General features: G+C 68.6%; 10 protein-coding genes and 2 pseudogenes. 7 read left to right on the plus strand and 5 right to left on the minus strand.

Annotation, left to right across the window (positions count from 1 at the left end):
- Together GJ632_RS12935 and endA are read right to left on the minus strand one after the other, a co-directional pair.
- The coding region (locus tag GJ632_RS12935) for a tryptophan--tRNA ligase (RefSeq protein WP_191453182.1) at window positions 1-1,619 on the minus strand (1,619 nt) is incomplete at its 3' end.
- Window positions 1,616-2,638 (minus strand): tRNA-intron lyase, encoded by a 1,023-nt coding sequence (gene endA / locus GJ632_RS12940; RefSeq protein ID WP_197427990.1) that lies wholly within the window; start codon window positions 2,636-2,638, stop codon window positions 1,616-1,618. The genes GJ632_RS12935 and endA, both read right to left, overlap by 4 nt.
- Window positions 2,639-2,773: 135 nt before the next feature.
- Between endA and GJ632_RS12945 the strand changes: the two genes are divergently transcribed.
- Window positions 2,774-3,019 carry a hypothetical protein gene (locus GJ632_RS12945; RefSeq protein WP_089803717.1) on the plus strand — a complete coding sequence of 82 codons (246 nt, stop codon included), beginning with the start codon at window positions 2,774-2,776 and terminating at the stop codon, window positions 3,017-3,019.
- A gap of 81 nt (window positions 3,020-3,100) precedes the next feature.
- Here the strand turns inward: GJ632_RS12945 and GJ632_RS12950 are convergent, their stop codons facing one another.
- On the minus strand, window positions 3,101-3,841 hold the full coding sequence (locus GJ632_RS12950) for an Sjogren's syndrome/scleroderma autoantigen 1 family protein (RefSeq protein ID WP_191453184.1): 741 nt from the start codon (window positions 3,839-3,841) through the stop codon (window positions 3,101-3,103).
- Window positions 3,842-3,916: 75 nt separating this feature from the next.
- Between GJ632_RS12950 and GJ632_RS12955 the strand changes: the two genes are divergently transcribed.
- The gene (locus GJ632_RS12955; protein ID WP_191453185.1) at window positions 3,917-4,567 is read left to right on the plus strand and encodes an HAD family phosphatase; all 651 of its coding nucleotides are present in this window, start codon (window positions 3,917-3,919) and stop codon (window positions 4,565-4,567) included.
- Window positions 4,568-4,708: 141 nt separating this feature from the next.
- On the opposite strand, the gene GJ632_RS12960 is transcribed toward GJ632_RS12955, so the two are convergent.
- Both GJ632_RS12960 and GJ632_RS12965 read right to left on the minus strand, forming a co-directional pair.
- Window positions 4,709-7,060 (minus strand): DEAD/DEAH box helicase, encoded by a 2,352-nt coding sequence (locus tag GJ632_RS12960; protein ID WP_343161161.1) that lies wholly within the window; start codon window positions 7,058-7,060, stop codon window positions 4,709-4,711.
- A 485-nt stretch (window positions 7,061-7,545) separates the two neighbouring features.
- Window positions 7,546-8,232, minus strand: coding sequence for a helix-turn-helix domain-containing protein (locus GJ632_RS12965; protein WP_191453186.1), 687 nt, complete (start codon window positions 8,230-8,232; stop codon window positions 7,546-7,548).
- Between the two features lie 294 nt (window positions 8,233-8,526).
- Here GJ632_RS12965 and GJ632_RS12970 point away from each other — a divergent pair, with 294 nt between their 5' ends.
- The 5 genes and pseudogenes from GJ632_RS12970 (at window position 8,527) to lipA (ending at window position 12,416) form a co-directional block, all read left to right on the plus strand.
- The gene (locus GJ632_RS12970; RefSeq protein WP_191453187.1) at window positions 8,527-9,006 is read left to right on the plus strand and encodes a hypothetical protein; all 480 of its coding nucleotides are present in this window, start codon (window positions 8,527-8,529) and stop codon (window positions 9,004-9,006) included.
- Window positions 8,999-9,169: a hypothetical protein gene (locus tag GJ632_RS23770; protein WP_231751541.1), complete on the plus strand. Its 171-nt coding sequence runs from the start codon at window positions 8,999-9,001 to the stop codon at window positions 9,167-9,169. The genes GJ632_RS12970 and GJ632_RS23770 overlap by 8 nt, the downstream gene beginning before the upstream one ends.
- A gap of 16 nt (window positions 9,170-9,185) precedes the next feature.
- Window positions 9,186-10,543 (plus strand): annotated as a pseudogene (locus GJ632_RS12975) (trehalose-6-phosphate synthase).
- Window positions 10,536-11,213: pseudogene (otsB, locus tag GJ632_RS23775) on the plus strand (trehalose-phosphatase); the annotation flags it as partial. The pseudogenes GJ632_RS12975 and otsB, both read left to right, overlap by 8 nt.
- 267 nt (window positions 11,214-11,480) lie before the next feature.
- Complete coding sequence (lipA, locus tag GJ632_RS23780) at window positions 11,481-12,416, plus strand: lipoyl synthase (protein ID WP_089803724.1); 936 nt, start codon at window positions 11,481-11,483, stop codon at window positions 12,414-12,416.
- Window positions 12,417-12,637 lie beyond the last annotated feature (221 nt).

The raw sequence follows: 12,637 nt of genomic DNA on the forward strand, positions 1-12,637 counted from the left end.
GTCAGTCGTCGCCGGGGGGCGACGCCGCGGCGGCCCGACTCGGTGGAGATGTCGAGTTCGTCCAGCAGTTCCTCCATCTCCGCGCGCTTCTCCTGGTGGTCTGCGAGGAACTCCCGCATCAGTTCGGCGGCCTGCTCCTTGCACCCGCCGCAGAGGCGTTCGCCGCCGACGCACTCGTCGTACACCTCCTTGGCGAACTCGTCGTCGTCGCCGGCCAGCAGGTAGGCGTACAGTTCGTAGACGGGGCACTTGTCCGCCTCGCCGCCGAGTTCGCGCTGTTTCTCGGCCGTCTCGCGCCCGCCCGTCGTCGCGGACTTCACCTTGTCGTAGCCCTCCTCGGGATCGTCCAACAGGGAGATGTGACTCGCCGGAACCGACGAGGACATCTTCCCGCCCGTCAGCCCGGTCATGAACCGGTGGTAGACCGAGGAGGGGTGGACGAAGCCGTAGCCGCCGTGGTCGACTTCCACCTCGCGGGCGAGTTCGTCGGCGTCGGCGAACGACAGGTCGAAGGCGTCGATGTGCTCGTCGTAGCGGCGTTTCTCGCCGTCGATCGCCTCCACGAGGGCGTCGAACGCCGCGTCGGTGGCGTTGGCGTCGAGGAAGCGGACGCGCCGGCGGAGGGGTTCCATCCCGGCGTTCGTCAGTTTCTCGACGGCGCTCTCGCGGACGTCCTCGGCGACGACGACGCCGAGTGCGTCGAGGTTCGCCTCCGAGAGCCACTCGCCCGCCTCCTCACAGCGCGGCGTCTCGGGGTCCTCGGCGAACGCCGCGCGGTCCTCGTAGGCGGCGGCGACGAGCGAGCGTTCGGCGTCCGTCAGTTCGAAACTCGCGTACGCCTCGGTCACCTTGAAGAAGCGCATCCGGTCCGACAGGTCGCGGGCGAGGCGGACGTGCGGGTCCTGGTCGGGGCCGACGGGGATGACCGTCGGTTTCGGCTCGTCCAGTTGGGGGTAGAGGATGTCCGCCATCTGCGTGACGACCGACTGCACGTGCGAGACGTTCGTACTGCCGTCGAAGCCGTAGATGGCCTCGAACTCCGAGTAGTTCGCCTTCGACCCGAGTTCGAAGGCGAGGTCCTGCAGTTCGCGGTTGTCGGACTGCCGGTAGAGTTCGCCCTCCTCGGGGTCGAACCCGAGTGCGAGCAGCGACAGCAGGTAGTCGCGCGCGTGTTCGTCTATCTCCTCCCACGTCATGCCGCGCGCGGAGTGGGCCTCCAGGTCGGCGATGAGACCGTACGCGTCGCCGCCCTGCTGCTGATGCCAGATTATCTCGTCGAAGACGAGTTTGTGGCCGATGTGGGGGTCGCCGGTCGGCATGAACCCCGAGAGGACCGCGAACGGGTCGCCGTCGCGCATCGCCTCGGCGACGGGCCGGTAGTCGCGGTGACCGAAGATGACGCCGCGGCGCATCAGGTAGTGCGGGTCCGGAATCTCCGGGAGCACCTCGTCGAACTCCTCGATGCCGAACTCCTCGAACAGTTTGCGGTAGTCCGAGATTGTCGAGGAACCCCACGGGTCCAAGGCCACGTCGTCAGCTCCTTCCGCCGAGGTACCCCCGTCCGTGCGGGGGTCCTCGCGTCCCGACGCGTCCGTCTCGGTGTCGTGGTCTCGTGTCATGGGGTGAGTCGGGCTACCGAAAGCCAGTCTATTCCACCGTTGGCGTCGGTGAGCGCAAAAACCATTCGTTTCCGCACCCCGCCGGAGAGCCGCACGTCCAAGGAGAGGTCGCGGGGCAGGAACGCGTGGTCGGGCGTGACGACGCGCACGAGGTCCGCGGAGTGGCTCAGGTCCGACACCGTCTCGAAGTCGGTGTAGACGCGGAAGTCCGCGCCGAACTTGAACCCGCTCTTGGGGACGGCGCCGGCGTCTCTGAGCGCCGCGTACGCGTGGAGACGGCGGTCGAATCGGCCGCCCTCCACGTCGCGGGCGAGCGCGACCACCTCGTCGGCCGCCACGTCGATGACGCCGCGGCGCGCGAGGTACGCGCCCTCGACGAGCGATAGTTGGAGCGGACCCTCCTCGGCGTTGCGGCCGAACAGTCGCTGCCCGTAGAAGCCGTGTTCGTACACCTCGTCGGGCGACTCGTAGCAGACCACCCGGTCGAGCAACAGGTCGGCGTCGAGTCCCGCCGGCGGAGCGTAGTCGTCGGTGCCGCTCACGTCCGGGTCGGCGTCGGTGTCGAAGTACGTCAGGTCGCCGTCCTCGTCGACGATGGCGAGGACGACGTCGCCGAGAGAGGCGGCGGCGACGGGTTCCCGTTCGCCGGTGAGGCGGACGCGGTACTCCACGTCGCCGTCCGTCGGCCCCTTCCCGCGCGGGTAGACGACGAAGTCGACGCCGTCGGCGTCCTCGACGCCCGGCCAGTCCTCGCGCGCGGGAGAGAGGTAGAATCCCCTGTCCCTGAGGTCCTTGTAGACGACGAACTCCAGCACCGCGCCGGTCCGAACCAGGAACTCGCGGAAGTCCATCCCGTCGATGTCGTCGAGGTCACCGCGCGAGAGCAGGTGCGCCGCCTCGACCGGCGCGAGTTCGAGGCGGTTGCCGTCCAGCGGCCGACCGTAGCCCCGAGCGTCGTAGAACCGCTGACGCGCGTCGTCCCCGACCCGAACGACGCCGTCGTGCAGTGTCGCGTCCATGTTGAGGAACGCGCCCGGCGTGGACATAGGGGCTACGATGCGGTGGCGTGGGTGCGAGAACGGACCGTCGAAGCTCCGGCACGGCGGGCCAGCGGACGGGGGCAGTTCTATCCCCGCGACGACCCATACAGCGGTATGGAAGACCACCGGGCGACGTTCGAAATCGACTCGAAGACCGACGCGCACGCCGTCGAACGACTGCTGGACCGCCTGTACGATTCGGTTCGAGAGGAGTCGCGGACGGTTCGCATGAACACGGAGGACTCGACGGCGACGCTGGCCGAGTTCGAGAGCGTCCGCGAGGCCGCCCGCCGTCCTCGGCCCGGCAGGCTGACCGTGGTCCTCGAACAGCGAGACGAACCGTTCGAGACGACCGACTGACCGGAGCGACGCCGTACTCGGCCGCCCGCTCAGGCCGACCGACGGACGGCGAACACGCCCGTGAGAGGTGCGCTCGAACGCTCACCCGCCGAACGCCTCGCACGTCCCGTCGAGGCACCGCCGCCCGCGGGCCGTCTCGAACACGGGGAGTCCGCAGTCGCAGTCGGCGACGACGACGCCGGCGGGAATCGCGAACGCCGCCTCGCAGTCCGGGTACGCCGAACACCCGGCGAGGAGGCGGCCGCCGCGGCGGACGACGGAGAGGGGGGACCCGCAGTCCGGGCAGATCCACTCGCCGTCGAACCGGTCGCGGACGGCGTCGTCCAGCGACTCGCAGGCGCGGTCCACGCAGAGTTCGAAGGCGGCGCCGCATTCGGCGCGCATCGTCGGCAGGCCGCAGTCCTCGCACGTCTCCTCCAGCACCGTCGCCCCCGCGGGGAGTTTGTACGTCGCGTCGGAGTCGAGTCCGACGACGGCGCCGCCGACGCGGACGAGTGGTTCGCCCGTCCGCGGGTGCGACCCGACGGGGACGCCCGCCTCGGTGGCCGGGTACTCCGCCCGTCCGCTCGACTCGTGACTCCGGACGCGGAGCACCTGGTCGCCCGCGCGGGCGACGAGTCCGAACCCGGCGTCGTCCGTCTCGACCGTGAGCGAGTCGGGGCGGGTCAGCCACGACACGGGCTGGTAGCCGTCCGCGTCGTGGACGAGGACGGTGCGGTCGGGTTTCACGACGACCACGACGCGCCCGCGCTGAGTGCGGGCGCGCGAGCCCTCGAACGTGGTCGTGCAGTCGCCGGCGAAGACGCGAATCGTCTCTGGCATGGGGTCGCTGGCCGCGCCCTGCGATAAAAACCGTCTCACGAAGACCTTTGAGTGATAGCGCCCCTTGAGGGAGGCATGGACGTCCCCGACGACGCGGTGTTGTTCGACATGGACGGCGTGTTGGTCGACTCAGAGACGTACTGGCACCGGTTCGAGGACGACTGGGTGTACGCGGAGGCCATCGAGTCCGGCAGCCCCTCCCACGAGGAGGTGACGGGCATGAACTACCGCGAGATTCACGACTACCTCACCGCGGAGTACGGCACCACGGTGACCAAAGAGGAGTTCGTGGCGGCGTACGACGACCGCGCGCAGTCGCTGTACGGCGAGCAGGTCGAGTTGATGGACGGGGCGAACGACCTGTTCGACGCCATCCGCGCGGCCGGGCGGAAACTCGGCATCGTCTCCTCGGCGCCGCAGGCGTGGATCGGAATCGTCCGCGACCGGTTCGGGCTGGACCCCCTCGACCTGATTCTCAGCGCGGACGACATCGACGACCCGGGCAAGCCGGAACCGCACATCTACGAACACGCCGCGGCCGAACTCGGCCTCTCGCCGGGCGATTGCGTCGTCGTCGAGGACTCCGTCCACGGCGTCGAGGCGGCCGCCCGGTCCGGCGCGTTCACCGTCGCCTACCGCTCGACGCACAACGCCGAGTTGGACCTCTCGCGGGCGGACGTGGTGGTCGACGGTCCCGAGGAACTGCGTCGGACGCTCCTCGACTGAGCGAGCGAGTGCGGTCGAGAACCGACGAGAGGCGACGAGAGCGCTCACTCCGATGCAGACGAGAGCCCGTAGCCGAGGCCAACCCCCCCGTTTCGCGTCGAGTAAACCCGGTGTTAGTTGCGAACGAGTCCGAGAGCGGTGTCAGTCCACGCGCACGGTGCGCGTCTCCGTGACCGGGTGGAGGGGGTCGTCCGGGAACGTCACCTCGACGCGGTAGGTCACCTCGTCGGCGGGCGCGCCGAAGACGCCGACGTGGACGCTCGTCTCGTCCGAGAGGTAGGTCCGCTTCGTCGTCATCTCCGCCTCGTTGTCCCCCGCGACGGCGGTCACGCGGACGCCCACGGCCGCACCGCCCGCGCAGTTGCGGACGCGGACCTCGCACATCTGGTTCTCCCCCGTCGCGATGCTGTCGGGGAAGCTCCCCCCAGACGATGTCGCGTCCGGGTGGGCGCGGGCGTTCTGCACCACCTGTCGCGCCACGCCGTCCGAGAGGCCCGCCCGCGTCAGTTCGGCGGTGCCGGCCTCGACCACGTCCTGCGGCGACCGGAGGCCGCCGGTGGCGAGTTTGCTCGCGCGGTTCGGTCCGATGCCGTCAACCGCGGTGAGGGCGACGGCGTCGCGGGAGACGCCGTGTTCGACCCGCGCCTCGACGCGGCGGGCGAGGTTCGCCGCGCGCGGCCCGGCGAAGGCGTCGAGGAACTCCCGGAGCGCCGAGAGCAGTCGGAGCGCGTTCTGCCGGATTATCCACGCGTCCGAGCGCAGGTCCGAGGGCGTGCTGTTCGACATCCCGGCGTGGAGGATGGCCAGCACCTTCCGCGGGCCGTCCTCCAGCGTCGTCTGGACGCCCGTGAGGACCGAGTCGACGGCGTCCACCTCCGACTGCCGGGCGGACACGTCGTGGAACTCCGCCGCTCCGGCGACCGCCTCCAGAATCGAGTCGTCGGTGATGGTGTCTCGCTCCGTGAGCGAGGCGAACCGGCGGGCGGTGTCGAGCCGGAGATAGTACTTCGAGGCGAGGCGGCCGAGGCGCGTCGCCTCGATGGAGAGGTCCTCGCCCATCTCGACGAACCCGCGGGCGACGAGGGTTTCGAGCGTCTCGCGCACCCGGTCGCGGAGGCCGTCGAAGTCGTACCGGTCGGGCTTCGAGCGCGCGCGCTGGTAGTAGAACGTCGTCCGCAACCACGACATCACGTCCTCTAAGTCGCCGATGGTGCCCATCGCTATCTCGGCGTTGAGGTGGGAGTCGAGGTCCTCGGCGAGGCGGGACTCTATCTCCTTGCCCTCGCGGAGGAGTCGCCGGTACTTGTCGGCGTCCGAGCGGTCGCAGACGACCCAGCCGTACCCCACGTCGTCGTAGCCGGGGCGGCCCGCGCGCCCGAGCATCTGGAGGATGTCCAGCGGCGAGATGTCCACCTCGCCCTCCAGCGGGTCGTGGTACTTCGTGTCGCGGATGACGACGCACCGCGCGGGGAGGTTGACGCCCCACGCCAGCGTCGAGGTCGAGAACAGGAGCTGAATCTTCCCCTGCTTGAACCACTCCTCGACCCTGTCGCGGTCGTCTTTCGCCAGTCCGGCGTGGTGGAAGCCGACGCCGTCGGGGACCGCCTTCCGCAACGAGTCGTTGCTGAGTTCCTTGGCCTCGTTGTGGAAGTCGTAGTCGCCGCGCGCGCCGATGGGGATGTCCCGCTTGCCGATTTCGTCGCGGGCCTTGCCGGCGGCGCGGACGGTGTCCTGTCTGGAGGAGACGAAGACGAGGGCCTGTCCCCCGTCGCGGATGTGTTCCTCCGAGAGGTCGAGCGCGCGGTAGAGCCGCCGGTACTTGTCCGCGAAGGAGTTCTCGCCGTGCGAGTACGTCTTCACACCGGCGTGCAGGTCCACCGGGCGGTAGTCGTCGCCGAACTCGAACGTCGTCTCCGGCGGCGCGTCCAGCCAGTTGGCCACGTCCTCGATGTTCGGCATCGTCGCCGACAGGGCGACGACGCGCGGGTCGCAGATGCGGCGCAGGCGGGAGACGGTGACCTCGAGGACGCCGCCGCGGGTGTCCGAGTCGAGGAGGTGGACCTCGTCGATGACGCAGCAGTCCACGTCGGTGATGAACGAGTAGCGCGCCGACTCGTGCTTCCTGGTGGCGGAGTCCGTCTTCTCGGGCGTCATCACGAGGATGTCGGCGCGTTCGGCGCGGCGGGGGTTCAGGTCGCGTTCGCCGGTGACGACGTAGACGGAGTAGCCGAGCGACTCGAAGCGTTCCCACTCGGACTCCTTCTCGTTCGTGAGGGCGCGGAGGGGGGCGATGAACAGGGCGGTGCCGCCGTTGCGGAGGGTGCGGCAGATGGCCAACTCGGCCAGCGCCGTCTTCCCGCTGGCCGTCGGGGCGGCGGCGACGACGTTGTCGTCGCGGTCCAGGATGGCGGGCGCCGCCTCCCGTTGCATCCGGTTGAACTCGTCGAACCCGAAGGCGTCGGCGAACTCGGGGACGACCGATTCGACCTTCACGCGAGCGACCTCCGAGGCGACGCGACAGCGAGAGTCATACGCGACACCCGGTTCTACGGACTAAAAGGCGTTTCTCCACGCGGACGCGAGCGGTCCGACGGCTACCTGTGACGCCGAAGTAAAAAGGGAAGTCGCGTTACGCGACACCGATGGCGGCCGCGACGAACGACCAGTCGGTACCGGTCTTGGGCTCTTCTTTCTTCGATTCGGCTTTCGTTCGGTTACGGGGGTGCTTCCAGTTCACACCGACGTTAGGATTTACTCGCTCTTGAGTATTTCGGATGTGTGATACGTCTGTCACGGTCTTCGATGGTCGATGCGAAACAGTCGTGAGGGACTGTCGGTCCGAGAACGGAAGGAGAGACCGTGAGAGACGGCGACGGGACCGAGGACGGGACGGCGACAGCGACGAGAGAAGCGAGGACGAGAAAACGAGGGGTGGAGTGGAGACGGTCACAGACCGGGACAGCGACCGACAGTCGCCGTCACTGGAGTCGTTGCTTGGTCGGTTCGCCGAACGAGGACTCGCCCACTTCGAGCGTGCTCTCGAGGAGGTTCTTGTGACCGCGCCGGAGTCGTTCGGAGACGGCCTGCTGGGAGATATCGAGTTCGGCGGCGAGGTCACCCATCGTGACGTTCCGCGGGACGTCGAAGTAGCCCTGTCCGAGAGCCGTCGTGAGGACTTCGTACTGGTCCCTCGACAGGCCGTACTGGCCGCGGCCGACCGACCCGTCGAGTTCGTAGATGTGCTTGATGGCGAACGTCAGGTCGCGTTCCTCGCAGAACTGCGCCGTCTCCGTGAGCGAGTCCCGGTCCGGGAGGAGGACCCGGAGTCGCCACGTGCCCTGCCCGCCGTGCATCTCGAGGACGGCCCCCTCCTCCTCCAAGAGGAGGTGAACGACGACGAGGATGTCCTCCGTCCACTCCATCCGGTACAGTCGTTCGTCGCCCAGGTCGTCCACGAGGCGCCACGTCTCGACCGACGAGTCCGACGACAGCGACTCCTCGAACGCGTCTAACCCGTCGCCGGAGACGCGGACGTAGGGGACGACGGTGTTCTCGTTCGTCGCGGCGACGCGAATGACCTCCAGTTCGCCGTCGTCGAGGGCGGGTAGTGACTCGCCGAGTGCGAACTCGTCTGCGTCGAGTTCGACGGCCGCGATTGTGCTCATCGTCTGAGGACGCATCCGCGACGAGTATCAAAGCGTCGGCCGCTCGATACGGTCTAGATTCGGTCACGAACGGGCCGCCTCGCAGTCCCGGAATTTGCCGACGTATCGCCGCTATTTTTCATGATATTTACACTTTTCAGACAGTCGTTTCTCGACGTGTGTGACCTTCCCGAGATTGTATGTAGTAGCCGATAGTATCGGAATCAGATATAATTTCACCCCTTCGGTTATAAAAACCAAGAATATACAACCACAATCAAGTACGGTGAGAGAGCCCATGTTTATTTCACCCCGATGGACCCCTACAAGAGACTCGACAGGGACCAGATGCCCTGTCACTGGCACGTCGTACGCTCGGACGACGGCATCGGCTTTCGGCACCGCGAACGCGACGTGACAGTCGAAGCCGTCGAGGCGGACGGTCCCCACCGAGAGTTCTCGGGTCGGTGGCAGTTGCGGTTCCGACACCGGGTCAACGAGGCGGAATCGTGCCGAATCGTCGGGCACGTGACGAGCGAATCCGAAGCGCTCGGCGCGCTGTTCTCGTGGATGGAGCGCATCAACGCCGCCGTCGAGAACTCCGATTCGGCGCTGAACGTCGCCAGCCTCGGCCGGCAGGTCGCGTCGGACGTGACCCCCCCAGAGCAGCACGCACTGGACGGCGTCCGACCAGCCCGACGACGGCGGCCCCCGCGGCCCGGGCCCGAACGACCGACGACTGCAGGGCGGCGGTTCGCCCGAACGGGTGCGGAGGTGACAGGTTCTCATGTCTGAGACCCCAGCGGAAGCCGTCGACGATTTCCGACCGAGCGCCGAGACCGAGATGGAACCGACGCGAGGGACGCGTCGGGCCGGCGGGACCGAACGCGACCTCGTCGTCGTCTCGAACCGCGAACCGTACCAGCACGGGTACGACGCGACGGCGGCGCGTCGTTGACGAACCCGTCGGCGGACTGACCGCGGGACTCGACCCCGTGGTCCAGCGGACTGGCGGCGACTGGGTCGCGTGGGGCGACGGCGAGGCGGACGCCGTCGTCACCGACGAGGACGACTGCGTGGCGGTTCCGCCGGACGACGAACGGTACACGCTGCGCCGCGTCTGGCTGACCGACGACGAGGTGACGGACTACTACTACGGCTACAGCAACCGGGTCCTGTGGCCGCTCTGTCACGACCTGGTCGGCCGGGTCGAGGTCGAGCCGAGGTACTGGGAGACGTACGAGTCGGTCAACGAGTCGTTCGGCGAGGCGGCGGCCGAACGGGCGACCGAGGACTCGACCGTCTGGATACAGGACTACCACTCTGCCTCGCGCCGAAGACGATTCGGGAGTCGCTACCCGAGGGCGCGAACACGGTTCAGTTCTGGCACATCCCGTGGCCGTCGTGGGAGACGTTCCGGGTCGTCCCCCACGCCGAGGAACTCGTCGAGGGACTGCTCGCGAACGACCTGCTCGGCTTCCACGTCGAACGCTACCGGGACAACTTCCTCGACTGCGCCGCCGCCCTCGACGGGACGCGCGTGGACCGCGAGGCCGGCGTCGTCCACGTCGACGGCCGGACGGTCCGCGTCGGCGCGTTCCCGATGGGCGTCGACGCCGAGCGAATCGCCTCGACGGCGGCGAACTTCGACCAGCACGCGTGGGCGCACCTCGCCGGGACGTACGGCATCGACCCCAACGTCGCCGTCGCCGTCGGCGTGGACCGCATCGACTACACGAAGGGCATCCCCGAGCGAATCGGCGCGCTCGAACGCTTCTGGGCGGACCACCCCGAGTGGCGCGGCGAACTGACGTTCGTCCAGAAGTCGAGCCACAGTCGGTCGCGGATACCCGCCTACGAACGCATCGCCGAGGAGGTCACCGCGGCCGTCGACCGGGTGAACGACCGGTTCGGCACGGCGACGTGGCAGCCCATCGTCCACGTGGACGACCACCTCGACCAGCGCGAACTGTACGGGCTGTACCGCCACAGCGACCTCGCACTCGTGAGCCCCCTCAAGGACGGGATGAACCTCGTCGCCAAGGAGTACGCCGCCGCGCAGGTCGACGACGACGGCGTCCTCCTCCTGAGCGAGTTCGCGGGCGCACACGAGGAACTCGACGAGGCGGTACAGATCAACCCGCACTCCCGCGACGGGTTCGCGACGGCCATCCACCGGGCGCTGTCGATGTCCACCGTCGAACGCCGCCGCCGGATGCGGTCGCTGCGCGAACGGGTCCGCGACAACGACCTGGACGCGTGGGTGACGGACGTCCTCGACGCCGCGAGCCGGGACCCCGAGGCGCTTCGGGCGGGTGGTCGCGATGTCTGAGGCGCGGAGCGAGGCGCTGGACGCCGCGGTGGAGACGCTCGCGTCCCGCCTGCCCGAACGGGAGGAACTCCTCCTCTGTCTGGAGTTCGACGGGACGCTCGCAGTCCCGAGAGAGACCCCCGACGAGGCGACGGTTCGGCCGGAGATGCGCGCCGCGGTGGCGGAACTGCACAGTCGTCCGAGCGTCACCGTCGCGGTGACGAGCGGACGGCCACTCGACGACGTGCGGACGCGCGTCGACCTGCCGGGCGTGACCTACGCCGGCAACCACGGCCTCGAACTGCGCACCGAGGGCGTGCGGAACGTCCACCCGGTCGCGGAGACGTACCGGCCGGACGTGGACCACGTCTGCGAGGAACTCCGCGACGACTTCGCCGACGAGGCGAACGTCGCCGTCGAACACCGGGGGCAGACGCTGGCCGTCCACCACCGGCGCGTTCCCGACTCGCGCGTGCCCGCCGTCTGGAAGGCCGTCGCGCGCGCCGTCGGCGAGTTCGCCAGCGGGACGCTCGCGGTCCGCGAGGGCGACGGCGAAGTCGAGGTCCGACCGGCCGTCGCGTGGGACAGGGGCAGCGTCGTCTCGTCGCTCCTGGACGAACGCGCCGCCTGTCTCCCCGTGTTCGTCGGCGACGCGCGGACGGACGAGGCGGGGTTCCGCGCGGTCGAACCCGACGGCGTCGGCGTCGCGTCGGCGACGCCGAGGAACGGGCGACGGCGGCGACGGAGTTCGTCCGCGACGCCGACGAGGCGACGGCGCTCGTGGAGTGGCTCTGTCGGACGGGCGTCGAGCGACTCGGCGCACCGGGACCGACGACGCAGCGAGGGCCGGCGGCCGGCGCGGCGGGCGACCGGTCCACGAAGTCCGACTGACGGAACGCGGGCCGAGCGGGGTCCGAGTAATCCTCACGCTTTTCACCTCTCCGACGAAGGAGTTCGTATGAGCGGCAGGCGGAAGCCCGACTGGTTGAAGATGCGCCCGCCGTCGGGGCGACGCTTCACGGACATCAAACAGACGCTGCGGGACCGCGACCTGCACACCGTCTGCGAGGAGGCGAACTGCCCGAACATGGGCGAGTGCTGGAGCGGCCGCGACGGCCCCGGCACGGCGACGTTCATGCTGATGGGCGACCGGTGTTCGCGCGGGTGTAACTTCTGCGACGTGGAGACGGGCGGGATGGAACCGCTGGACCCCGAGGAACCCGCGAACGTCGCCAGCGCGGTGGCGGAAATCGGGCTGGACTACGTCGTCCTCACGTCCGTGGACCGCGACGACTTGCCGGACCAGGGGGCCGCGCACTTCGCGCAGACCATCCGCGAGATAAAGCGCCGCGACCCGAGCGTCCTCGTGGAGGTGCTCATCCCCGACTTCCAGGGCGACGAGGACGCCGTCCGGAAGATAATCGACGCCGACCCCGACGTCATCGCGCACAACATCGAGACGGTCGAACGCCTCCAGTGGCCCGTCCGCGACAGGCGGGCGAACTACGCGCAGTCGCTGTCCGTCCTCGAACAGGTGAAGCGCGAGTCGGACATCTACACGAAGACGAGCGTCATGCTCGGACTCGGCGAGTACGACCACGAGATATACCAGACGCTGTCGGACCTGCGCGAGGCGGACGTGGACGTGGTGACGCTGGGACAGTACCTCCAACCGTCGCGGACGCACCTCGACGTGTTCGAGTACGTCCACCCCGACGCGTTCGAGACGTGGCGGCGGGTGGCCGAGGACGAACTGGACTTCCTCTACTGTGCGTCCGGCCCGATGGTCCGGTCGTCCTACAAGGCCGGCGAACTGTTCGTGGACGCCGTCGTCCGCGACGGCAAGTCGGTCGAACAGGCGCGCCGAGAGGCCCGGAGCGCGGCCGGCGACTGACACCGTATCGCACGACTGCGGCGCGACGCGACGACCGGCGGCGGTATCCCGCCCATAATTCTACACGTTCGTCCATTATCGTCCACCGTCAGCCGCACATCGGGGATAAACGTCAGCGTTCTCGGCGTGAAAATTGACGGTTTCGATTTCTCGGAGGGGTGGTTTGAAACTCTGTCGCGTTGGTGGCAGTATTTCTGCCCATAGTAAACTATTTACGAAAA

Origin of the sequence: Halogeometricum sp. CBA1124 (assembly GCF_009741955.1) — an archaeon.
Classification (GTDB): Archaea; Halobacteriota; Halobacteria; order Halobacteriales; family Haloferacaceae; genus Halogeometricum; species Halogeometricum rufum.

Coding starts and splice junctions, on each gene's coding strand:
- endA (WP_197427990.1), bottom strand. CDS start 2,638: ATGGACGCGACACTGCACGACGGCGTCGTTCGGGTCGGGGACGACGCG.
- GJ632_RS12945 (WP_089803717.1), top strand. CDS start 2,774: ATGGAAGACCACCGGGCGACGTTCGAAATCGACTCGAAGACCGACGCG.
- GJ632_RS12950 (WP_191453184.1), bottom strand. CDS start 3,841: ATGCCAGAGACGATTCGCGTCTTCGCCGGCGACTGCACGACCACGTTC.
- GJ632_RS12955 (WP_191453185.1), top strand. CDS start 3,917: ATGGACGTCCCCGACGACGCGGTGTTGTTCGACATGGACGGCGTGTTG.
- GJ632_RS12965 (WP_191453186.1), bottom strand. CDS start 8,232: ATGAGCACAATCGCGGCCGTCGAACTCGACGCAGACGAGTTCGCACTC.
- GJ632_RS12970 (WP_191453187.1), top strand. CDS start 8,527: ATGGACCCCTACAAGAGACTCGACAGGGACCAGATGCCCTGTCACTGG.
- GJ632_RS23770 (WP_231751541.1), top strand. CDS start 8,999: ATGTCTGAGACCCCAGCGGAAGCCGTCGACGATTTCCGACCGAGCGCC.
- lipA (WP_089803724.1), top strand. CDS start 11,481: ATGAGCGGCAGGCGGAAGCCCGACTGGTTGAAGATGCGCCCGCCGTCG.